The sequence below is a fragment of the Pseudomonas sp. TE3911 genome (assembly GCF_054062775.1).
In genome coordinates this window covers 1,315,400-1,337,451 of sequence record NZ_JBSSFP010000001.1, presented here as the reverse complement: position 1 = coordinate 1,337,451, position 22,052 = coordinate 1,315,400, and the positions used below count along the sequence as shown (strand labels likewise).

The 22,052-nt window shown below is 61.8% G+C and carries 20 protein-coding genes; 10 read left to right on the top strand and 10 right to left on the bottom strand.

Annotation, left to right across the window (positions count from 1 at the left end):
* Nucleotide 1 precedes the first annotated feature (1 nt).
* Together ACVWXD_RS06200 and ACVWXD_RS06195 are read right to left on the bottom strand one after the other, a co-directional pair.
* A complete protein-coding gene (locus tag ACVWXD_RS06200) occupies nucleotides 2-628 on the bottom strand; it encodes a response regulator transcription factor (RefSeq protein ID WP_032889977.1) in 627 nt (208 codons plus the stop codon).
* Complete coding sequence (locus tag ACVWXD_RS06195) at nucleotides 625-1,887, bottom strand: sensor histidine kinase (protein WP_260367800.1); 1,263 nt, start codon at nucleotides 1,885-1,887, stop codon at nucleotides 625-627. The genes ACVWXD_RS06200 and ACVWXD_RS06195 overlap by 4 nt, the downstream gene beginning before the upstream one ends.
* 152 nt (nucleotides 1,888-2,039) lie before the next feature.
* On the opposite strand from ACVWXD_RS06195, the gene ACVWXD_RS06190 reads away from it, so the two are divergent.
* From ACVWXD_RS06190 to ACVWXD_RS06165, 6 genes are all read left to right on the top strand, one after another.
* Complete coding sequence (locus ACVWXD_RS06190; protein ID WP_457370786.1) at nucleotides 2,040-3,221, top strand: ABC transporter substrate-binding protein; 1,182 nt, start codon at nucleotides 2,040-2,042, stop codon at nucleotides 3,219-3,221.
* Between the two features lie 30 nt (nucleotides 3,222-3,251).
* Nucleotides 3,252-4,211 carry a YVTN family beta-propeller repeat protein gene (locus ACVWXD_RS06185; protein ID WP_032889983.1) on the top strand — a complete coding sequence of 320 codons (960 nt, stop codon included), beginning with the start codon at nucleotides 3,252-3,254 and terminating at the stop codon, nucleotides 4,209-4,211.
* The gene (locus ACVWXD_RS06180) at nucleotides 4,208-4,948 is read left to right on the top strand and encodes an ABC transporter ATP-binding protein (protein ID WP_122765531.1); all 741 of its coding nucleotides are present in this window, start codon (nucleotides 4,208-4,210) and stop codon (nucleotides 4,946-4,948) included. Before ACVWXD_RS06185 ends, ACVWXD_RS06180 begins: the two co-directional genes overlap by 4 nt.
* Complete coding sequence (locus ACVWXD_RS06175) at nucleotides 4,945-5,736, top strand: ABC transporter permease (protein WP_099600947.1); 792 nt, start codon at nucleotides 4,945-4,947, stop codon at nucleotides 5,734-5,736. The genes ACVWXD_RS06180 and ACVWXD_RS06175 overlap by 4 nt, the downstream gene beginning before the upstream one ends.
* Before the next feature lie 107 nt (nucleotides 5,737-5,843).
* Nucleotides 5,844-6,392, top strand: coding sequence for a PQQ-dependent catabolism-associated CXXCW motif protein (locus ACVWXD_RS06170; RefSeq protein ID WP_032889991.1), 549 nt, complete (start codon nucleotides 5,844-5,846; stop codon nucleotides 6,390-6,392).
* 15 nt (nucleotides 6,393-6,407) lie between these two features.
* The gene (locus ACVWXD_RS06165) at nucleotides 6,408-7,073 is read left to right on the top strand and encodes a response regulator transcription factor (RefSeq protein WP_032889994.1); all 666 of its coding nucleotides are present in this window, start codon (nucleotides 6,408-6,410) and stop codon (nucleotides 7,071-7,073) included.
* Between the two features lie 710 nt (nucleotides 7,074-7,783).
* On the opposite strand, the gene ACVWXD_RS06160 is transcribed toward ACVWXD_RS06165, so the two are convergent.
* The 6 genes from ACVWXD_RS06160 to ACVWXD_RS06135 form a co-directional block, all read right to left on the bottom strand.
* A complete protein-coding gene (locus ACVWXD_RS06160; RefSeq protein WP_050442845.1) occupies nucleotides 7,784-9,727 on the bottom strand; it encodes a PAS domain-containing hybrid sensor histidine kinase/response regulator in 1,944 nt (647 codons plus the stop codon).
* The gene (gene nosP / locus ACVWXD_RS06155; RefSeq protein WP_457370785.1) at nucleotides 9,669-10,814 is read right to left on the bottom strand and encodes a nitric oxide-sensing protein NosP; all 1,146 of its coding nucleotides are present in this window, start codon (nucleotides 10,812-10,814) and stop codon (nucleotides 9,669-9,671) included. The genes ACVWXD_RS06160 and nosP overlap by 59 nt, the downstream gene beginning before the upstream one ends.
* A 405-nt stretch (nucleotides 10,815-11,219) precedes the next feature.
* Nucleotides 11,220-12,395: a porin gene (locus tag ACVWXD_RS06150; protein ID WP_032888121.1), complete on the bottom strand. Its 1,176-nt coding sequence runs from the start codon at nucleotides 12,393-12,395 to the stop codon at nucleotides 11,220-11,222.
* 157 nt (nucleotides 12,396-12,552) lie between these two features.
* Complete coding sequence (locus tag ACVWXD_RS06145) at nucleotides 12,553-13,365, bottom strand: sulfite exporter TauE/SafE family protein (RefSeq protein WP_032888123.1); 813 nt, start codon at nucleotides 13,363-13,365, stop codon at nucleotides 12,553-12,555.
* Nucleotides 13,366-14,610, bottom strand: coding sequence for an NAD(P)/FAD-dependent oxidoreductase (locus tag ACVWXD_RS06140; protein WP_032888125.1), 1,245 nt, complete (start codon nucleotides 14,608-14,610; stop codon nucleotides 13,366-13,368).
* Between the two features lie 51 nt (nucleotides 14,611-14,661).
* The gene (locus tag ACVWXD_RS06135; protein ID WP_017527038.1) at nucleotides 14,662-14,997 is read right to left on the bottom strand and encodes an ArsR/SmtB family transcription factor; all 336 of its coding nucleotides are present in this window, start codon (nucleotides 14,995-14,997) and stop codon (nucleotides 14,662-14,664) included.
* A 94-nt stretch (nucleotides 14,998-15,091) separates the two neighbouring features.
* Here ACVWXD_RS06135 and ACVWXD_RS06130 point away from each other — a divergent pair, with 94 nt between their 5' ends.
* A complete protein-coding gene (locus ACVWXD_RS06130; protein WP_032888127.1) occupies nucleotides 15,092-15,955 on the top strand; it encodes an MBL fold metallo-hydrolase in 864 nt (287 codons plus the stop codon).
* Between the two features lie 58 nt (nucleotides 15,956-16,013).
* Here the strand turns inward: ACVWXD_RS06130 and ACVWXD_RS06125 are convergent, their stop codons facing one another.
* Together ACVWXD_RS06125 and ACVWXD_RS06120 are read right to left on the bottom strand one after the other, a co-directional pair.
* Complete coding sequence (locus ACVWXD_RS06125) at nucleotides 16,014-17,633, bottom strand: methyl-accepting chemotaxis protein (RefSeq protein ID WP_457371577.1); 1,620 nt, start codon at nucleotides 17,631-17,633, stop codon at nucleotides 16,014-16,016.
* Between the two features lie 187 nt (nucleotides 17,634-17,820).
* Nucleotides 17,821-18,303: an Lrp/AsnC family transcriptional regulator gene (locus tag ACVWXD_RS06120; protein WP_015884756.1), complete on the bottom strand. Its 483-nt coding sequence runs from the start codon at nucleotides 18,301-18,303 to the stop codon at nucleotides 17,821-17,823.
* A gap of 194 nt (nucleotides 18,304-18,497) precedes the next feature.
* Between ACVWXD_RS06120 and ACVWXD_RS06115 the strand changes: the two genes are divergently transcribed.
* The 3 genes from ACVWXD_RS06115 to ACVWXD_RS06105 are packed head-to-tail and all read left to right on the top strand — an operon-like array spanning nucleotide 18,498 to nucleotide 22,050.
* Nucleotides 18,498-19,733, top strand: a complete 1,236-nt coding sequence (locus ACVWXD_RS06115) for a 3-methyl-2-oxobutanoate dehydrogenase (2-methylpropanoyl-transferring) subunit alpha (protein ID WP_181643864.1) — start codon at nucleotides 18,498-18,500, stop codon at nucleotides 19,731-19,733.
* Nucleotide 19,734: 1 nt separating this feature from the next.
* Nucleotides 19,735-20,793, top strand: a complete 1,059-nt coding sequence (locus ACVWXD_RS06110) for an alpha-ketoacid dehydrogenase subunit beta (RefSeq protein ID WP_181643865.1) — start codon at nucleotides 19,735-19,737, stop codon at nucleotides 20,791-20,793.
* Nucleotides 20,794-22,050 (top strand): dihydrolipoamide acetyltransferase family protein, encoded by a 1,257-nt coding sequence (locus tag ACVWXD_RS06105; RefSeq protein WP_032888137.1) that lies wholly within the window; start codon nucleotides 20,794-20,796, stop codon nucleotides 22,048-22,050. It abuts the gene before it with no gap.
* Nucleotides 22,051-22,052: the final 2 nt, after the last annotated feature.

Sequence of the window (22,052 nt, the reverse complement as noted above, 5' to 3'; positions counted from 1 at the left end):
ATTATCCAACCACCCGCACCACCCCCATGTCGATTCCCAGATGCACCAGCTCGGCATGGGAGCTCACCTGCAGTTTGCTCTTGAGCAAGGTCAGGTGATTGGACACGGTCTTGCTGCTGATATTCAGCTGGTCGGCAATCGCTCGGGTGGGCGTGCCCTTGGCCAGCATCAGGAAGATTTCCAGTTCGCGCGGGGTCATGCCCTGCAAGCGTTGATCACTGGGGGTGTAGGCCAGCTCGGTGGCCAGGGCCTGTTCGATATAGGCGTGGCCGTCGAGGATGCGCCGCACGGCTTCAATCAACACCTCGGGCGCCGAGCTTTTGGTCAGGTAACCGGAGGCTCCGGCGTCCAACGCCTGGCGCACCAGCGGCAGCTCGTCGTGCATGCTGAAAAACAGCACGCGCAATTGTGGCAAGCGCTGGCGCAGGCGGCGCGTGGTTTCCAGGCCGCTGATGCCTGGCAGGCCGAAGTCCATGATCACCAGATGCGGCACCGCCTCCTGCACCCGGCTCAGGGCCTCTTCGCCACTGGCCGCTTCGCGTACTTCGACCGCTGGCAGCAGCGCGCGCAGCAGGCTGGCATAGCCTTGGCGCACCACGGCGTGGTCATCCACCAACAGAATATTCATGAGGCCTCCAACGGCATGTTCAACGCCAGCGCCCAACCGCCGCCGGGGTGGCTGATGATCTTTAATTCGCCGCCCAGGCAGCGGGCGCGTTCGGCCATCGAATACAGGCCCACGCCGGGCCGCTGGGGCGTGACTGCACCGCGACCGTTATCACGCACCCACAGGCGCAGACGTGAACCGCGGTGTTGCAGGCGCACGCGCACCTGGCTGGCATCGGCATGCCGCAGGATGTTGGTCAGCGCTTCCTGGAGCAGGCGGTACAGGTGAGTTTTGTTGGCGCCGGACAACGCCGGCAGGTCGGCACTGACCTGCAATTGACAGGGAATCCCATGGCTGGCCTGCCACTGCGTTACCAGCATCGAGAACGCCTCGCCCATCGGCAAGTGTTGCAACGCCACCGGGTAGAGGTCGTGGACCAGGGCGCGGAAACCTTGCTGCAAGTGCTCGCAATGATCTTCCAGCAGCCCCACCGTACGGGTCAGCACGTGCGGCTGATCGGCGACCAGCCGCAACAGGCAGGCCTGGGCGCGAATGCCGGCCAGGTATTGGCCGAGGTCATCGTGCAGGGTCTGGGCCAGGTGGGTGCGTTCCTGCTCCTGCACCGCCAGCAGGGTCTGGGTGAGCCGGGTGTTATCGGTGCGCGCCTGCTCCAGGGCGTCGGTCATGCGGTTGAAGTGCAGCGCCAGTTGCCGCGCTTCCGGCGCGCCTTCACCGCGCAGACGCGCATTGAGCTGGCCGGCGCACACCTGTTGCAGGGCGCGCAGCAATTCATCGAGCACGCCCATGCCCCGCCGCACGGCCCAGCGGATAGTCAACAGACTCAGGGCCAACGCCAGGGCGCACAGGCCCAACAGTTGTTGCAAGGAATCCCAGACTTCGTCGATTTCATCCCGTGGGTCGACGGCGATGGACACGCGCCGACCGTCCGGCAAGTCCAGCACCTGGGCACTGCGTCGCGCCTCGACGAACAGCAGGCGCCCAAGCCAGGCGTCCAGTCCGTCCGAGGCCGGCGCTTGCGCGGTGTCGCCGCTCGCCAGCCAGTGCACGCGTACATGCCGCAAACTCGCGGTTAGGTGGGGTTGCAGGCTGGCCGGGTCGCGCTCGGCGGTTTCGCTCAGGTAGTGCACCACCGCTTCGGCCGATTGCAACTCGCGCTCCACATCGGCCAGGGCCTGGTGCAGCAACAGCGCGGTGCAGGCGCAGGTCACCAGGGCGAAGAAGCCGCAGACCCATAGATTGATGCGCCACAACGCCGACATAGCCAACTCCCGAACAACACACTGAAGCGTCATGCTAAGACCGCTTCACGCGCTGCGAGCTACTACCTTGGTACTGCCCCAGCGCTACTTTCTGCATATTTGCAGCGACCTTAAGGCTTTCTATGCTGGCGCTTCCTGTCATGGAGTGCCTTATGCGCCAGCTCGCCCCTTACGCCGTGATCTATCTGCTGGCGATTGCTTGCGCAGCCGGGGTGGCCACCGCCAGCCAGGCCGCCGAGCCCTTGCAGGTGCGGATCGGCTACTTGGGTTATCGGCCCGATCCGGGCCCGCTGCTGTCGAATGTAATTCCCGAGCCCACCGATGCCGGGCAGCGCGGCGCTGAACTGGCGATCATCGACAGCAACAGCACCGGCGCCTTTCTCAACCAGCGCTACAGCCTGACGACCGCCACGGTTGATACGCCGGACGCCCTGCTCGCCGCCGCCCAAGCCCAGCATGCCCAGGGCCTGCGTTTGTTCGTGGTCAACGCCCCCGCCGCGAGCCTTCGCCAACTCAGCGCCGCGTTGCCTGACAGCCTGCTGTTCAATGCCGGCAGCCCGGATGACAGCCTGCGCAGCACCGACTGCCTGGGCAACGTGCTGCATACGCTGCCCAGCCGGGCGATGCTCGCCGATGCGCTGGCGCAGTTCCTGGTCGTCCGTAAATGGCAGAAAGCGTTGTTGATCGTCGGCCCCACCGAGGATGACCAAGCCTACGCCGCCGCTCTGCGCCGCGCCGCCAAACGCTTCGGCGTGCGTCTGGTGGCGGAGAAAGCCTGGCGCTTCGATAACGACCAACGCCGCAGCGCCCAGGCAGATATGCCGCTGTTCACCCAGACCGCCGAATACGACGTGGTGCTGGTGGCCGACGAGCGCGGCGACTTCGGCGAGTACGTGCCCTACCAGACCTGGTACCCGCGCCCCGTCGCCGGCACCCAGGGCCTGACGCCCACCGGTTGGCACAAGACCGTCGAGACCTACGGCGCCGCCCAACTGCAGAAACGCTTCGAGGCCCTGGCCGGACGTTGGATGAACGATCGCGACTTCGCCGCCTGGATGGCCGTGCGCAGCGTCGCCAGTGCAGTGAGCAAGTTGCGTCAGGTCGAGCCCATGGCGATCCGCGATCTGGAAATCAGCGAGCAACTGCCCCTGGATGGTTTCAAGGGCCGCAAGCTCAGTTACCGCGCCTGGAACGGCCAATTGCGCCAACCGATTCCCATCGTGCAACCCCGCGCGTTGGTCAGCACATCGCCCCAGGAAGGCTTCCTGCACCCCACTAACGAAATGGACAGCCTGGGCTATGACAAACCCGAGGTGACCTGCCGCTTCCCTTGATCACCTACCCACAATAATAAGGAATCCGCCATGCGCCGCACCCTGCTCTCATGCGCCCTGCTGCTTGCCGCCGGGCACGCCGTGGCCAGTACCGCCTGGGTCTCCAACGAGAAAGACAACAGCCTGAGCCTGATCGACATGCAGACCCTGCAAGTCACCGACACCCTCAAAGTCGGCCAGCGCCCGCGAGGCTTGCTGCTGTCCCATGACAATAAGCTGCTGTACATCTGCGCCAGCGACTCGGACCGCGTGCAGGTGATGGACGTGGCCACGCGCAAGATCATCAAGGAACTGCCCTCCGGCAAAGACCCCGAGCAGTTCGCCCTGCACCCCAATAACCGCTGGCTGTACGTGTCCAACGAAGACGATGCGCTGGTCACCGTGATCGACACCGAGACCTCCAAAGTGCTCGGCCAGATCAACGTCGGCGTCGAACCCGAAGGCATGGCCGTCAGCCCGGACGGCAAGTGGGCGGTGAACACCAGCGAAACCACCAACATGCTGCACTGGATCGACACCAGCACCCAGACCCTGGCCGACAGCACCCTGGTGGACCAGCGCCCGCGCTTCGTCGAGTTCAACCACGATGGCTCGCAGCTGTGGGCCTCGGCGGAAATCGGCGGCACCGTGACCATCCTCGACGTGGCCAGCCGCGCGATCCTCAAGACCCTGACCTTCAAGATCAAGGGCGTGCACCCGGATAAAGTCCAGCCGGTCGGCATCAAGCTCAGCGCCGACGGCAAATACGGTTTTGTCGCCCTCGGCCCGGCCAACCATGTGGCGGTGATTGATGCCAAGACCTTTGAGATTCTCGACTACCTGTTGGTGGGCCGCCGCGTGTGGCAGATGGCATTTACCCCGGACGAGAAACAGTTGCTCGCCACCAACGGCGTGAGCGGTGATGTGTCGGTGATCGACGTGGACAGCCTCAAGGTGGTCAAGTCGGTGAAAGTCGGGCGTTACCCGTGGGGTGTGGTGGTGACGCCATGAACGCCCTGGAGGTGCGCGACGTGAGCTTCGCCTATGGCGCACGGCAGGCCTTGTGCGAGGTGAGTTTCAGCCTGGCGCCAGGGCGTTTTGCGGCATTGCTGGGGCCCAATGGCGCCGGCAAATCCACCTTGATCGCCCTGCTCACGCGGCTGTATGACCTGCAAAGCGGCGACATTCGCGTGGGCGGTCATTCCCTGCGCGATGCGCCGCGCGCCGCCCTTAAGCAATTGGGCGTGGTATTCCAACAAAGCACCCTGGACCTGGACTTGAGCGTTGAGCAGAACCTGCGCTACCACGCCGCGCTGCATGGTTTGTCGCGGCGCCAGACCGACACACGGGTCGACGCCGAACTGACGCGCCAGGCCCTCACCGAGCGCCGCCGCGAAAAAGTCCGCGAACTCAACGGCGGGCATCGGCGCCGGGTGGAAATCGCCCGCGCCCTGCTGCACGAACCGCGCGTGCTGTTGCTCGACGAAGCCAGCGTCGGCCTCGACCCGGCCAGCCGCCTGGCGCTGAACCAGCATGTGCGCAGCCTGTGCGCCGAGCACGGCATAAGCGTGCTGTGGACCACTCACTTGCTCGACGAAGTGCAGGCCAACGATGCACTGATGATTCTGCACCAAGGCCGCCTGGTGGCCAGCGGGCAAGTTGATGAGCTGATACAGCAACAAGGCGGCGACCTGGGCAGTGTGTTCGCCCGATTGACCCGACCCACTGTGACGGGAGCCGCCGCATGAACGCTTACTGGCAATGCCTGCGCGGCATCGTGCTGCGTGAGTGGCTGCGTTTTGTGTTGCAGCGCACGCGCTTTCTCAGCGCCCTCGTGCGCCCGTTGCTGTGGCTGGTGGTGTTCGCCGCCGGGTTCCGTGCCGCGTTGGGCATCTCGGTGATCGAGCCCTACGACACCTACATCCCCTACGAGGTCTACATCATTCCGGGACTGGCCTGCATGATCCTGCTGTTCAACGGCATGCAGGGCTCGTTGTCGATGGTCTACGACCGCGAGATGGGCAGCATGCGCGTGTTACTGACCAGCCCGTTGCCGCGCACGTTTTTGCTGTGCAGCAAACTGTTGGCCACGGCATTGATCTCGCTGTTGCAGGTATACGGATTCCTGGCGATTGCCTGGGTCTACGGCGTGCAACCGCCAGCCATGGGCCTGTTGACTGCCCTGCCGGCGTTGCTGCTGGTGGCGTTGATGCTCAGTGCATTGGGCCTTCTGCTGTCGAACGCGATTCGCCAATTGGAGAACTTTGCCGGAGTGATGAATTTCGTGATTTTCCCGCTGTTTTTCCTGTCGTCGGCGTTGTACCCGCTGTGGAAAATGCGCGACTCCAGCGAATGGCTGTACTGGCTGTGCGCGGTCAACCCGTTTACCCACGCCGTGGAACTGGTGCGCTTTGCCCTGTATGAACGCTTCGCCGGCCTGGCCCTGGCGGTGTGCCTGGGGTTGACCCTGTTGTTCACGCTGCTGGCGGTGCTGACCTTCAATCCCCAGCATGCCGCACTGCGCAAAAAAGGCTGAAGCCGATAAAACTACTACTTTGGTACTGGTTTTCCTGTCTATCGTCGCATTCCCAAGGGCTCGGGACTCACGTGTAATGCGCGCATAACGATAAGGATTGCCCTGCCATGCTGCACGCCCGACTGCCTCTGTTGGCACTGCTGTGCCTGTTCGTCGCCCACGTCCAGGCCGACACCCCACTGTTTTCCGCCGACGGCTACCGCATCAGCCTGTACCGCAGCCCCACGCCCGACCACCTGCCTGGCGCCACGATTGTCGACACCGCGGCCCTGCAAACCCTGCTCGGCCAAAGCCCGGCGCCGGTGCTGATCGATGTGTACCGCCGCCAATGGCTGCAAGGCCGCTTCATCGAAGACCAGCCCCACGCCAACCTGCCCGGCAGCCACTGGCTGGCCAATACCGGCGACGGCGACCTCACGCCGGAGTGGCAAAGCTATTTCGTGCGCCACCTGTATGCCTACAGCGGCGGCGACCTCACGCGACCGTTGGTCTTCTATTGCCGCTCCGATTGCTGGCTGAGTTGGAACGCGGTAAAACGTGCCGCCAACCTCGGCTATACCTCTGTGTACTGGTATCGCGACGGTCTGGATGCCTGGGAGGCGGCGAAGCTGCCGGTGACGGTCGCCCAACCCGAGCCATTTCAAACATCACAATAAGAAAGGTGAACGGCCATGTACAAAATCCTGATTGCCGACGATCACCCACTGTTTCGCGAAGCGATCCATAACGTCATCAGCGACGGCTTTCCCGGCAGCGAAGTGATGGAAACCGCCGACCTCGACAGCGCCCTGGCGCTGACCCAGGAACACGACGACCTCGACCTGATCCTGCTGGACCTGAACATGCCCGGCATGCACGGCCTCAATGGCCTGATCAACCTGCGCAACGAGGCGCCGACCATTCCGGTGGTGATCGTCTCGGCCGAGCAGGACAAGCAGATCGTGCTGCAAGCCATCACCTATGGCGCCGTGGGTTTTATCACCAAGTCCTCGCCACGCCTGCAAATGACCGAGGCGATCCAGCAGATTCTCAACGGCAACGTGTACCTGCCGCCGGACATCATCCGCACCCAGAAGCCTGGCACCCACCGGCGCCTCAACGAAAACCCCGGCTTCGCCCCCGAACTGCTGCAAGCCCTGACACGCAAGCAATTGCTGGTGCTGGAGCGGATGACCAAGGGCGAGTCGAACAAGCAGATCGCCTACACCCTGGAGATTGCCGAGACCACCGTGAAGGCCCACGTGTCGGCGATCCTGCGCAAGTTGAACGTGCACAACCGGGTGCAGGCGATCCTCAGTGCCGGGGATATCGATTTCGGCTCGTACCTGCGCCGCTGACCCGCCTGACACAACAGTGGTAAATGTGGGAGGGGGCTTGCCCCTGATAGCGGTGGGTCAGTCGGCATCTACTTGACTGAAACACCGCCATCGGGGGCAAGCCCCCTCCCACACTTGATCTACGTTTGTCAGGGCCGACCGAGGGGTGGCTCGTGGCAGTCTTGAGCTTCATCGGCCGTACCTGCGGCGCCAATCTTCCAAACACAACACCGGTCAAATGTGGGAGGGGGCTTGCTCCCGATGGCGGTGGGTCAGTCGGCATCTACTTGGCTGAAACACCGCCATCGGGGGCAAGCCCCCTCCCACATTGGTTCTCCGTTTGTCAGGGCCGACCGAGGGGTGGCTCGTGGCGGTCTTGAGCATCATTGGCCGTACCTGCGCCGCCAATCCTCCAAACACAACACCGGTCAAATGTGGGAGGGGGCTTGCTCCCGATAGCGGTGGGTCAGTCGACATCTACTTGGCTGAAACACCGCCATCGGGAGCAAGCCCCCTCCCACATTGGTTCTCCGTTTGTCAGGGACGACCGAGGGGTGGCTCGTGGCAGTATTGAGCTTCATCGGCCGTAACTGCGGCGCCAATCCTCCAGACACAACACCGGTCAAATGTGGGAGGGGGCTTGCTCCCGATAGCGGTGGATCAGTCGGCATCTACTTGACTGAAACACCGCCATCGGGGGCAAGCCCCCTCCCACACTTGATCTCCGTTTGTCAGGGCCGACCGAGCAGGTGGCTCATGGCGGTCTTGAGTTTCATCGGGCGTACTGGCTTGTGCATCAAGGTGTGCCCCAATTCGCGGATCTGTTGCTTCAACTCATTGCTGTAGTTGGCGGTGATCATCAGCGCCGGGATTGCACTGGCCCGGCGTGCGTTGATGCGTGCCACGGCATCTACACCGTTCTGGTCGTCGTCGAGGTGATAGTCGGCGATCAGCAAGTCGGCTTCGGCATGGTAGTTGTCCACCTGCCGTGCCAAATCCTGTTCCGACAAGGCGGTAATCACCCGGCAGCCCCAGCCTTCCAGCAAGGTGCGCATGCCCGCGCAGATCGCCGCGTCGTTATCCAGCACCCACACCCGTGCGCCTTGCAGGCGTTCGAGCATCGGTTCGCTCATGGCCAGCATCGGCAGTGACTTGGGTGCCGTGGCGCTCAACGGCACCTCCACCGAGAACATCGAGCCCTGGCCCGGCCAGGATTTGACGCTGATGCGATGACCCAGTATCCCCGCGATTTTTTCCACGATCGCCAGCCCCAGGCCCAACCCGCGGTCCTGGTCCGGACGCTGCACATCGCCGCGTTTGAACTCCTGAAAAATCTCCTCCAGCCGCTCCTCGGCAATGCCCATGCCGCTGTCCCACACCTGGATCGACAGGCGCTGGTGCTGGCGGCGACATCCCAGCACCACACGCCCTTTGTAGGTATAGCGAATCGCATTGCTCAGCAGGTTGCGCAGAATCCGCGCCAGCAACTGAATATCACTGCGCACCAGCGCCGAGCAGCCGACAAAATGCAGCTCCAGGCCCTCGCTGCGGGCCAATTCGGTGTATTCGGCTGCCAGGTTGTCGAGCAATTCACTCAGGGCAAACGGCGCGATGTCGGCCTTGATCACCCCGGCATCCAGCTTGGAAATATCCACCAGAGTACCCAGCAGGTTTTCCACGTCTTCCAGGGAATTGCTCACGTTGCGCACCAACTGTTCGCTGGGGCGTTCGAGCAAAGCGCTGGTGAACAATCGCGCGGCGTTCAGCGGTTGCAGCAGGTCGTGGCTGACGGCGGCGAGGAATTTGGTTTTCGACAGGTTGGCCTGTTCGGCTTCGAGCTTGGCTTCGCGCAGGCGGGTTTCCATGCGGCGGCGCTCGTCGATTTCCTTGAGCAACTGGTCGTTAAGCGCAGTGAGTTCCGAGGTGCGCTGGGCGACACGCTGCTCCAAGTGTTGATAGGCCTGATGCAGGGCCTCGGCGGTGCGGCGGCGTTCGGTGATGTCGCGGATCAGCACAAAGATCCCCACCACTTCGCCACTGGCCAGCAGATTGGGGACATAGGAGCGCAGCATGTAGCGCTCCTGGTTATTGATATTGGTCTCGGCGAATTCAAAGGTCACGCTCTCCCCCGCCAAGGCCCGGGCGACGTAGGCGTCCAGGCGCTGGCAGTGCTGTTCGCTGTGGACTTCGCGCAGGCTCTGGCCGAGCATCATGCCGCGCGGCCAGCAGTACCATTCTTCGTAGACTTTGTTGGTGAACTCGTAGACCAGGTCAGCATTTAGGTAGCCGATCAGGGCCGGAACGTGGTCGGTGATCAAGCGAATCCAGCGCTCGCTTTCCTGGGCTTTCTGCGCCGCCACCTGTTCGCCACGCAGGGTTTCGGCACGCAACCGGGCGTTGATCAGCAAGTGGTTGCTGGCCTTGAGTTCGGCCATCGCCTGGTTCAGCGCGTCGGTGCGTTCACGCACTTGCTCGGCCAGTACCACCGAATGCTGGAAGGTGGTGTAGGGGTTGTTGCCCTGGGTCACGCCGGACTCGATGCGCTCGATCAGCGCGGCGTTGATCCGCGCCAGCTTGTGGTTGTCCTGTTGCAGTTGGGCAACCTGGGCGAGCAGTTCAGCGCCGGCCTCGGGCAATGGCGACCCCGGTGAAGGTCTGGTTGATATGCATGCCATTGAACTGTTCTCCGTAGGTGTTGAACCCCATCACCCGCTGGTCACGCAGGAAGCCGCCGATCTGTTCCAGATTGTCACTGTCTTCCAGCTCAAGGCGGCGCAGGAAGCAGTCGCAGCCGATGGTCAACAGCAGGTCGCCAAGGCGCGCTTGCAGGCCGTCGAACAGCGTTTGCAGGTTCGGCAGGATCGGCCCGGGCTTCATCACGGTGAGGACGATGCCGTTTTCCACGGCGCAGTAGAAACTCAGGCTCAAGTCGTCGTGCACTTGCTGGATCGCGCGTACGTAATACTGATCGTGGATGCGCACCGCCAGCGGGTGCGCCGCGAACACGCGGTGATCGAGATCGGTCACGGCCACGCCGATATGCCGCGCGTACTCTTCGGCGGCAGGTTCGGCGTTGAGCTCGAAGACCCGGCGCGACGGGCTGTCGGCGCCGGTCACCACCAGCTTTTCACTGCGCGGCAGAATGTGGTGGGTGGTAAACACCTCGAAATCCAGCCAGGTATTGACCAACACCACCACCGCCGCGCCGCTGTGGAAGGCGCCGTTAAAGTACACGTGGGTGTGGGTGAGGAAGTTGTCGTCGCCGGCCGAACCGCCAAAATGCGGGATGTCGCCAAGCGCGGCGCTGAGGGCCGCGAGCACCACCTCTTCACGGCTGGACAGGCCATCGAGCAGGGTCAGGGCGAACGTGTTGCCCTTGATCGGCGCCAGGGTATTGCTGCGGCAACCGCCGACCAGACGTTCGACCATCTGCTGGGCGTCGATCAGGCTGAAGTGTTCCACCTGATCGATCAGCTCGGTGGCGATGGAAAAGTGCGCGTGGTTAAAGCCCATCGCCGTCACGCAATTGCGGCCGTAGCCCTGGGGCGTGATCTCGCCGGCGCTGGTGCAACCCACCACGCGCACGTTACCGAAGCACTGTTGCAGGGCCTGGCCCAACGCCTGCAAATCGTAGGAGGCCGAACAGAAAAACAGCACAAACCCCAGGTAGGGGTGCAGCAGTTGACGGGCCAACTCCTCAGCCGCCTGCCCGGCGTCGGTGGCCTGGGACATGGCGCTGATTACGCCTTCACTGTTATGCATCGTTGATTCCCCCTCTGAGGCATGAGTGTACGAAGGGCGGGGGGTGGGACCTATGCTACTTGGGTACTGGGTGGGGGGATGCGATGGGATGAGTCTCTCCACTGACCGATCCACCCCATCGGGGCAAAGGTATCTACACCTTGCCTAAAAGCCGACACATAACGCTGTGGTGAGCGGGCTTGCCCCGCGCTGGGCTGCGCAGCAGCCCCAATAAAAACGCGGGGATATTTCTGGTAGAACTCAGCGTCTGGTTTGGGGCTGCTTCGCAGCCCCGCGCGGGGCAAGCCCGCTCACCACGAAAGCACTATTTTCCCAGAATGTGTTTTCACCAAAGAGGTGTAGATACCTCTGCCTGTGGGGGGCAAGTCGAATCGTCGCACCGCCCCTCCCCCATTTTTGAATGGCTTACCACGTCAGGACTGCACCTACCGCAAAGGTATCGGTGTCTTCATTCTGCGCACGGGTGTCATGCCCCTTGATCTGGAATTGGTTGTACTCCGCCACCAGCTTCAGGTTGTCGTTCACGTCATGAAACAACGCAATCCCGCGCGTCTCATAATCCGCCCCGCTGCCCACCACGCCGTTGCCGTCGTCCTCTGTCTTGCCGTAGGACAGCGCCAGACGGTTCTTGCCCACTTTGTACGAGCCTTGCACCAGGTAACCGTTGCTGTCCACATTGCGCAGGGTGGCTTCCCCGGCATTGTTGGTGAAGAACGGGTTGATGCCCTTGGCCTGGAAGCCCGAACCGGTCAGCGACAAGCCGCCGATTTTCGCCTGTACGCCATAGCCCAGGCCTTTGGACGTCACCGATTCGACGGTGGAGTCGGTGTTGTCCGAAGTCTGGTAGCTGCCATTGAGCCAGCTGTAGATCTTCGCCCCGCCCAGGTCGAACTGGTAGGTGATCTCGCTCTCGGTGCGCGGGTTCTTCTGGTAGGCCTTGCCCAGTGCGCTGCTGTCGTTGGTGTCCACCGGGTCCATGATGCCGACGGCCACGCGCAGGCCGTCCATCATTGGGGTGCGGTAGGTAATCTGCGAGGTGGGGAACGGGTACGGGTAGCCGCTGCCGATATTGCCGAACGACACACCGCCGCCGTCCACCAAGCCAAGGCTGTCGCTGACCTGGCCGTAACCGGCGAGCAGTTCATCGAGCAGGATATTGGAGCGGGCGAACAGGCCGAAGTCCTTGCCGATCAGCACTTCGCCCCACTCTGGGTTCGCCACGGTGCCGTAAAACTGGCGCACATCGATGGCGGTGTCGGTGCCGTTGGTTTCGCTGTCGTTGATCGTCACCCAAAACGAGGCGCGCGCGCCGAGCTTGAGGTCGTCGACCTGCTTGCCCATGTTGAAGCCCAAGTAATTGGGCAGAAAACCCATCTTCACCCGGGATTGGCGGCGGTCGTATTGGTCGCCGGCGCGGTCCACGTCACTGTTGACGTAGAAAGCGTTGATGTAGCCGTCGGTGGAAAAGGTGGTTTCGTCCTTGTCGTACAGCATGATTTCGGCGTCAGCGAACGGGCTGAGGCTAAGGCCGACGATAAAAGCAGGTAACAGACGCAGGGGGAGATTTTTATTGTTATGCATGGCGCGCTCCGCAACGGGGACTTGATGTCGGAGGCGATTATCGAAAAGCGCCAGGCCACGGCCTACGCTGCCTTGGCCGTGGTTTCAGGGTGCTTTGGACGGGCAGCGGGTGCCCGGCAACTCTGGTGTAAGACGGGCCCGGTCACAGGCCCGGCACTTAGTGCGTAAGACCGGCCTTGGCCAACATGCCCACAGCCACCAGTACACACAGACTGGCAAACCCCACCTGCAAGGTGCGCGCGGGGATCACGGAACACAGGCGCCGGCCGACCAGCATGCCGACGATACTGGCGCCGATAAACACCCAGCCCACCGGTTCGATGCTCACCCCGGCATGCAACGCACCGGCCACGCCGATCAGCGAGATCAGGCTGATCACCATCAACGAGGTGGCGACGATGCCGCGCATCTGCACATCGGTGAGTTGTTTGAACGCCGGCACGATCAGGAAGCCTCCGCCCACGCCGAGCAAACCGGAGACCGCACCGGTCACGGCGCCGAGCGCGGCCAGGGTGGCGCTGCATTTGGCGGTCCAGGCCAGGCGTCCGGTCTGTTGATTGAGCATGCAGTTCTTCTGGCCCCAGGAGGCGGCGCCGTGATCACTCGGCCCGGCCTCGACCTTTTCACGCTGCAACATGCGCCAGGCCACCAGCACCATCAGCGCACTGAACAAGCCCATCAGCACCGGTTCCGTCATTTGGTGAGCAAGAAATACCCCCAGCGGCGAGAACAGCGCGCCTAGCAAGGCGATCAGCAGCGCGGCGCGGTAACGCACCAGGCCGTGGCGCAAGCCATCAATCGCACCGACAGCCGCCGCCGCGCCCACCGCCAGCAAAGACACCGGCGCGGCCTGGGTCATGCTCAAGCCCAATCCCAGCACCAACGCCGGCACCCCAAGGATGCCGCCGCCCGCACCGGTCAGGCCCATGACCAGGCCCATCAACACACCCAACACACTGGCCAGCAGCATTCAGTCCACCTTGCTCAGACGGGTCAGCCACTCGCGGCCCTTGAGCATGCCGTTCCAGTAGAACCACGGCAGCAGCGTAGCCTTGAGGAACCACATCGAACGGCGCGCCTTGGTCGGATCGAGGGCGAAGGTCGGCAGCAACTTGCCGCCGTAACCGAACTCGGCAAGCACCACCTTGCCCTTCTCCACCGTCAGCGGGCAGGACCCGTAGCCGTCGTACTTGAGCGGCAAGGTTGCTTGCTTACGCAGGGCCAGCAGGTTTTCGGCAACCACCACGATCTGCTTGCGCACAGCGGCGGCGGTCTTGGCGTTGGTGGTGCCGCACACATCGCCCAGGCCGAAGATGTGCGGGTAGTGCAGGTGTTGCAGGGTATGGGGGTGCACTTCACACCAACCGGCGGCGTCGGCCAGCGGGCTTTGGCGGATAAAGTCCGGGGCGACTTGCGGCGGGACGACGTGCAGCAGGTCGAAGGATTTCTCTTCAACCGTTGTATTGCCCTCGGCGTCTTTCACTGCAAACCAGGCCTTGCGTGCCGGACCGTCAACTTTCACCAGATTGGAATTAAACGCCAGGCGCGCGTTGTATTTTTCAACGTACTTCATCAACGGCGGCACAAAGGTCGCCACCCCGAACAGCGCCGCGCCGGCCAGGTTGAATTCCACATCAATGTGCTTGAGACGGCCCTGCTTGAGCCAGTGATCGCAGGACAGGTACATGGCTTTCTGCGGCGCGCCGGCGCATTTGATCGGCATGGCCGGCTGGGTGAAGATCGCCTTGCCGCCCTTCAACTGCTGCACCAACTGCCAGGTGTAGGCGGCGTATTCGTAGCTGTAGTTGGAGGTGACGCCGTGCTGACCGAGGGTGTCTTGCAAGCCCTCGATAGCCTCCCAGGCCAGGCGCAGGCCGGGACACACAATCAGATGTTGCCAACTCACGCGCTGGCCGCTGTCGAGTAAGAGGGTTTGCTCGTCCGGCAGCACCTCGCTGACCGCTGCCTGTATCCAGGTGACGCCATTAGGCAGCACGTCGGCCAACGGGCGGCGGGTCTTTTTCAGGTCATAGGCGCCGCCGCCCACGAGGGTCCAGGCCGGCTGGTAGCAATGGTGGTCGTTGGGTTCGATGAGGGTGATGTTCAGGTCGGGGTCGCGCTTGAGCAGGCTGGCCAGCAGGCCGATGCCTGCCGAACCGCCGCCGATGACAACGATATCGCCACTGATGGTTGGGCCCCAGTGTTGTTCGGTCATGGTCTGATGCCTTTTATCGTCAATGCACACAAGGGTCGTTGCCGTATGGCGTCACGCCCAGCTTTTTATGACCGCGCCGCAGTACAGCCCGGACAGGGTTTTCATCACTTGGATCACTTCGTGGCTGGCCAGCCCGTAGAAGATGTACTTGCCTTCCCGACGGGTGGCGACCAACCCTTCGTCGCGCAAGATGCCCAACTGTTGTGACAGGGTGGGCTGGCGCACGCCGGTCATGGTTTCCAGCTCGCCGACGTTGCGCTCGCCCTGGGTCAACTGGCACAGGATCAACAGGCGATCCTCATTGGCCAGGGCCTTGAGCAAGGCACAGGCCTTGGACGCCGACGCGCGCAACTGGGCGACTTCGCCTTCACTCAGAGTAGATTCCATTTGCCTCGGGTCCTTTGCCTCACTTAAGCTCAAAACATTATGTGTAAATGTAAAGTGATTGTAATCACTTTTTTCAGCATCAGGGGCAGCCGTCATGTCAGCGTTGATTCATTCCTTTCTGGACGAGACGTCGTCGACCTACACCTACGTCGTCTATGAAACGGACGGCGGCCCCTGTGCCATCGTCGATTCGGTTCTCAACTACGACCCGGCCTCCGGGCGTACTGACACCGCCCAGGCCGACAAGGTTATTGCCTTTGTGCGTGAGCACAGCTTGCAAGTGCAGTGGCTGTTGGAGACACACGCCCATGCCGACCACCTGTCCGCCGCGCCGTACCTGCGCCGGACAGTGGGCGGCAAGATCGCCATTGGTCAGTCGATCAGCAAGGTGCAAGGCGTGTTCAAGAACCTGTTCAACCTGGAGCCGGAATTTCGCGTCGACGGCTCGCAGTTCGACCACCTGTTTGCGCCGGATGAAATCTTTCACATCGGCAACCTCAAGGCCCAGGCGTTGCACGTGCCCGGCCACACCCCGGCGGACATGGCTTATCTGATCGAGGATCGATTGATCCTGGTCGGCGACACCCTGTTCATGCCCGATGTCGGCACGGCCCGCTGCGACTTCCCTGGCGGCGATGCGCGGCAGCTGTATGCGTCGATGCGCAAGCTGTTGGCCTTCGCTCCCGACACGCAGCTGTACGTGTGCCATGACTACCCGCCCGAGGGTCGCGAGGCAAAATGCCTGACGACCGTGGCGCAGCAGCGAGCGGGCAATATTCATGTGCATGACGGAGTGGATGAAGCGACGTTTGTGGCGATGCGCACCCAACGCGATGCTGGGCTGGGGATGCCCACGCTGTTGTTGCCGGCGATCCAAGTGAATGTGCGGGCCGGTCATATGCCGCCAGCGGAGGCAAACGGGGTGGTTTACTTGAAGATTCCGTTGAACCAGCTCTAAAGCCGCCCCGCATGGCGTCCATGCCATTGAATGTTCCGAGGGTGTTACGCAGGTGTGATCAGGCTACGGCAAATTTCGACACGATCTGCTTGAGGTCCACCGCCAGCCGCGACAGCTCTTGGCTGGCAATCGACGTCTGACCAGCCGCCGAAGAGCTCTGGATGGAAAGATCACGGATGCTGATCAGGTTCTGGTCCACCGAGCGGGCCACATGGGCCTGTTCTTCAGAGGCCGTGGCGATCAACAGGTTGCGGTCATTGATGTCGGTAATGGCGTCGGTGATCTGAGTAATCGCGGCGCCCGCTTCATGGGCGATCTTCAATGAATCCACTGCTTCGTTGCGGTTAAGGGCCATGGAAGACACCGCTTCGCTGGAGCATGTTTGGATTTTCGCGATCATCTGCTCGATTTCCTGGGTCGAGGTCTGGGTTCTATGGGCCAATGCCCGCACTTCGTCGGCGACGACCGCAAAGCCTCGGCCCTGCTCCCCTGCCCTGGCCGCCTCAATGGCGGCGTTCAAGGCCAGCAGGTTGGTTTGCTCGGCAATTGAACGGATCACTTCAACCACTCGGGCAATATCCTGGGCCTGCTTGGCCAACCCTTCGACTTCGACGCCGGTCTGCTGCACCGTGGCGCTGAGCTTCTCGATGGAGGCGATGGTTTGTGTCACACGCTCCTGGCCGACTTTGGCCGAGCGCTGGGAATCCTGCGTTGACTGGGAAGCCGACACCGCATTGCGCGCCACTTCTTCCACGGCCGCCGTCATTTCGTTAACCGCCGTCGCGGCCTGATCGGTTTCCATGCTTTGGCGTTCAATACCGGCGCTGGACTCGCGGGTAATGGCGCTCATCTCCTCCGCCGCCGCAGCCAATTGCCCGGACGCCTCCGAGATATGCTGCAAGGTGCTTTTCAGGTTCATTTGCATAGACGCGGTAGATCGTTGCAACTCGGTCAACTCGTCGTTGCCATTGATGGCAATCGCCACGCGCAGATCGCCGTCAGCAATCTTGCCGGTTGATACCAACAGTTCACGGACCGGAGTAATGATGCTGCGGGTAAACAGGCTTGCAACCACGACGGTGACCATCAAGGAGGTGCCCATCAATATCCAAGTGAACAGACGCGCCGCGTCATATTCGCTGGAAGCCACCTGAACCGCCGTATTGGAGCCACCGGAATTCAACGCGATCAACTCGCTGATGGAACGCTGTACATCAAGGGCAATCGGCCCATTGACGTCACGCAAATAAGTCGACATCTGTTCAGCGGACAGCGTCGAGGATTGCGCGAGGAACTCATCCATCTTCTGGCTGTAGTTCTTTATGCCGGTCAATGCGTCGTTGTACTTGGCTTGTTCTTCGGGGCTTGAGACTAACGGCGCATAACGCTCTGCAATATCAAGGGCTTCCTTGCGCGTCGCTTTGAGCTTCTCAAGGGAGGCCGGATCCTGGCGCCCGATATCCATGGCATAGCGGCGTAGATCAAGACGAAGTTTGTAAAAAGCCGAATCTATTTCACCTGCCGAACGAATACTGGGAAGCCAGTTAGATTCGATTTCAACCGTCGATGAATAAACTTTATCGACTTTTATCAGCGTCATTGCTCCTTGGATCAACAGCAGAAGACACACCACACCAAAACAAAGTGTGGTACGGAAGTTCAGCTTCAAGGCTCTCATGGACATCGCGGCGCACCCCTTTCCTGGGCCGCGAACTTCACGGCCTGATGGGGATTAATGTGTTAAACCAGACGTGAAAAATACGTGACTAATTAGGTATTTTTTTATTGGCAATCCTAAATATTTAAATAGCGAGTTTAGGTGTCTAGCTAACTATTAACGTGCCAAGGGAAACCGCGCCACTTTATTAGACCATCAGTCCATCTCTTGGCAGTGGCAATGCTGTTTTGTAACGCACTTGTTTGAGGGCAAAACTGGAGCGGATATTCGCCACCCCCGGTACCTTGGTCAGAAAGTCCATCATGAACCGCTCCAGCGACTGGATCGTCGGCACCAACACCCGAATCAAATAGTCCGGATCACCGGCCATCAAATAGCACTCCATCACCTCGGGCCGGTCGGAAATCGCGCCTTCGAACTGCTGCAACGCCAGTTCGTTCTGCTTTTCAAGGCTCACATGGATAAACACGTTGACGTGCAGCCCCAGTAAATCGGCGTCGAGCAGCGTGACCTGCTCGCGAATCAGGCCCAATTCCTCCATCGCCTTGACCCGATTGAAACACGGCGTGGGCGACAGGTTGACCGAGCGGGCCAGGTCGGCGTTGGTGATGCGGGCATTCTCCTGCAGAGCGTTGAGAATGCCGATATCGGTACGGTCCAGTTTGCGCATGAGACAAAATCACCTGTTTATTATGTTTATGCAGGTTTTTTATCCGCAATTGATCCCATGCGCAACGAAACAGAGATAAATATTCTTCTACGCCACGCCTATGATTGTTGTAGGACAAGATTTCTTCTACCCGAAGACTGACTGTCAGCTAGCGCGCCCACTACAAGAAATTCACAAGATCGAGCGTAGAAGCCATGACCCAGCAGTACGAACCACTGCGCCTGCACGTCCCTGAACCCTCGGGCCGACCAGGCTGCAAGACCGACTTCACCTACCTGCGCCTGACCGACGCCGGCCTGGTGCGCAAACCCGCCATCGACGTAGAACCCGCCGACACCGCCGACCTGGCCAAGGGCCTGATCCGCGTACTCGACGACCAGGGCCAAGCCTTGGGACCGTGGGCCGAGGGCGTCTCCACTGAGATCATGCGCAGAGGCATGCGTGCGATGCTCAAGACGCGCATCTTCGACAACCGCATGGTGGTCGCCCAGCGTCAGAAAAAAATGTCGTTCTACATGCAAAGCCTCGGCGAAGAAGCGATCGGCAGCGCCCAGGCCCTGGCGTTGAACATCGACGACATGTGCTTCCCCACCTACCGCCAGCAAAGCATCCTGATGGCCCGCGAAGTGCCACTGGTGGACCTGATCTGCCAGTTGCTGTCCAACGAGCGCGACCCGCTCAAGGGTCGCCAGTTGCCAATTATGTATTCGGTGAAAGACGCCGGCTTCTTCACCATCTCCGGCAACCTCGCCACCCAATTCGTTCAGGGCGTGGGCTGGGGCATGGCCTCGGCGATCAAGGGCGATACCAAAATCGCCTCGGCCTGGATCGGCGACGGCGCCACCGCCGAATCCGACTTCCACACCGCCCTCACCTTTGCCCACGTGTACCGCGCGCCGGTGATTCTCAATGTGGTCAACAACCAATGGGCTATCTCCACCTTCCAGGCCATCGCCGGCGGTGAAGCCACCACTTTCGCCGGACGCGGCGTCGGTTGCGGCATCGCTTCCCTGCGCGTGGACGGCAACGACTTTATCGCCGTGTACGCTGCCTCCGCCTGGGCCGCTGAACGTGCGCGGCGCAACCTCGGCCCGAGCCTGATCGAGTGGGTCACCTACCGCGCCGGCCCGCACTCCACGTCCGATGACCCGTCCAAATACCGCCCCGCCGATGATTGGAGCCACTTCCCGTTGGGCGATCCGATTGCTCGTCTCAAACAGCACCTGATCAAGATTGGCCAGTGGTCCGAAGAGGAACACGCGGCGGTCAGTGCTGAACTTGAAGCCGAGGTGATCGCCGCGCAGAAACAGGCCGAACAGTACGGCACCCTGGCCGGTGGCCAGATTCCAAGCGCCGCGACCATGTTCGAAGACGTCTATAAAGAGATGCCGGAGCACTTGAAGCGCCAGCGTCAAGAGTTGGGGGTCTGACATGAACGATCACAACAACAGCATCGAATTGGAAACCGCCATGACCACCAACACCATGACCATGATCCAGGCCCTGCGCTCGGCCATGGATGTGATGCTTGAACGTGATGACAACGTGGTGGTGTTCGGCCAGGACGTGGGTTACTTCGGCGGTGTGTTCCGTTGCACCGAAGGCTTGCAGACCAAGTACGGCAGCTCGCGGGTGTTCGACGCACCGATCTCGGAAAGCGGCATTATCGGCGTGGCCGTGGGCATGGGTGCCTATGGCCTGCGCCCGGTGGCTGAGATTCAGTTTGCCGACTATGTGTACCCCGCCACCGACCAGATCATCTCCGAAGCGGCGCGCCTGCGTTATCGCTCGGCCGGCCAGTTCACGGCACCGCTGACCATGCGCATGCCCTGCGGCGGCGGCATCTACGGCGGCCAGACTCACAGCCAGAGTATCGAAGCGGTGTTCACCCAGGTCTGCGGCCTGCGCACGGTGATGCCGTCCAACCCCTACGACGCTAAAGGCCTGCTGATTGCGTCCATCGAAAACGATGACCCGGTGATCTTCCTTGAGCCTAAACGCCTGTACAACGGCCCGTTCGATGGCCACCACGACCGCCCGGTAACACCGTGGTCGAAACACCCGCAAGCGCAAGTGCCGGACGGTTACTACACCGTGCCGCTGGACGTGGCCGCCATTGTGCGTCCGGGTTCGGCAGTCACCGTGCTGACCTACGGCACCACGGTGTATGTGTCCCAAGTCGCTGCCGAAGAAACCGGCATCGACGCCGAAGTCATCGACCTGCGCAGCCTGTGGCCGCTGGACCTGGAGACCATCGTCAAATCCGTGAAGAAGACCGGCCGTTGCGTGGTGGTGCACGAAGCCACCCGCACCTGCGGTTTTGGTGCCGAATTGGTGGCGCTGGTGCAAGAGCATTGCTTCCACCACCTGGAAGCGCCGATCGAACGCGTCACCGGTTGGGACACCCCTTACCCGCACGCGCAGGAGTGGGCGTATTTCCCAGGCCCGTCCCGAGTGGGCGCGGCGTTGAAACGGGTCATGGAGGTCTGAATGGGCACGCACGTTATCAAGATGCCGGACATTGGCGAAGGCATCGCGGAAGTTGAACTGTCGGTCTGGCATGTGAAGGTCGGCGACATGGTCGTCGAAGACCAGGTGCTGGCGGATGTGATGACCGACAAGGCGATGGTGGATATTCCCTCGCCGGTGCACGGCAAAGTGATTTCCCTTGGCGGCGAGCCGGGTGAAGTGATGGCCGTGGGCAGTATTCTGATCAGCATTGAAGTAGAAGGTGCGGGCAACGCCAAGGAGGCGCCCGTGGTGGCGGAGCCGGTGAAAGCTGCTCCCGTTGTCGAGGCCAAACCTGCACCAGTGGTTGAAAGCAAGCCCGCGCCCGTCGTGACCGCACAGGCCCCTGTGGCCCGCGATGCCGATGAACGCCCCCTGGCCTCCCCCGCCGTGCGCAAGCATGCGCTGGATGCCGGAATTCAACTGCGTCTGGTCCAGGGCTCCGGCCCCGCCGGGCGGATCCTGCACGAAGACCTCGACGCCTACCTGCAACAAGGGGCGTCAAACGCTTCGACGGCAGCCAACCCTTACGCCGAACGCAACACCGAAGAACAGATCCCGGTGATCGGCATGCGCCGCAAGATTGCCCAGCGCATGCAGGACGCCACCCGCCGTGCCGCGCATTTCAGCTATGTGGAAGAGATCGACGTCACCGCCCTCGACGAGCTGCGCGTGCACCTCAACGAGAAGCATGGCGCAACGCGCGGCAAGCTGACGTTACTGCCGTTTATCGTGCGCGCCATGGTCGTGGCGCTGCGGGATTTCCCGCAAATCAACGCGCGTTATGACGACGAAGCCCAGGTCATCACCCGCCTCGGCGCGGTGCATGTGGGCGTCGCCACCCAGAGCGACGTGGGCTTGATGGTGCCGGTGGTGCGTCACGCCGAAGCCCGCAGCCTGTGGGGCAATGCCGAGGAAATCGCGCGTTTGGCCACGGCCGCGCGCAATGGCAAGGCCAGTCGTGACGAGTTGTCGGGTTCGACCATTACCTTGACCAGCCTGGGCGCCTTGGGCGGCATCGTCAGCACCCCGGTGCTTAACTTGCCGGAGGTGGCCATCGTTGGCGTCAACCGTATCGTTGAGCGGCCGATGGTGATCAAGGGCCAGATCGTGATTCGCAAAATGATGAACCTCTCCAGCTCCTTCGATCACCGCGTGGTCGATGGCATGGACGCGGCGCAATTCATCCAGGCCATTCGCGGCCTGCTCGAACAACCCGCCAGCCTGTTCCTGGAGTAAGG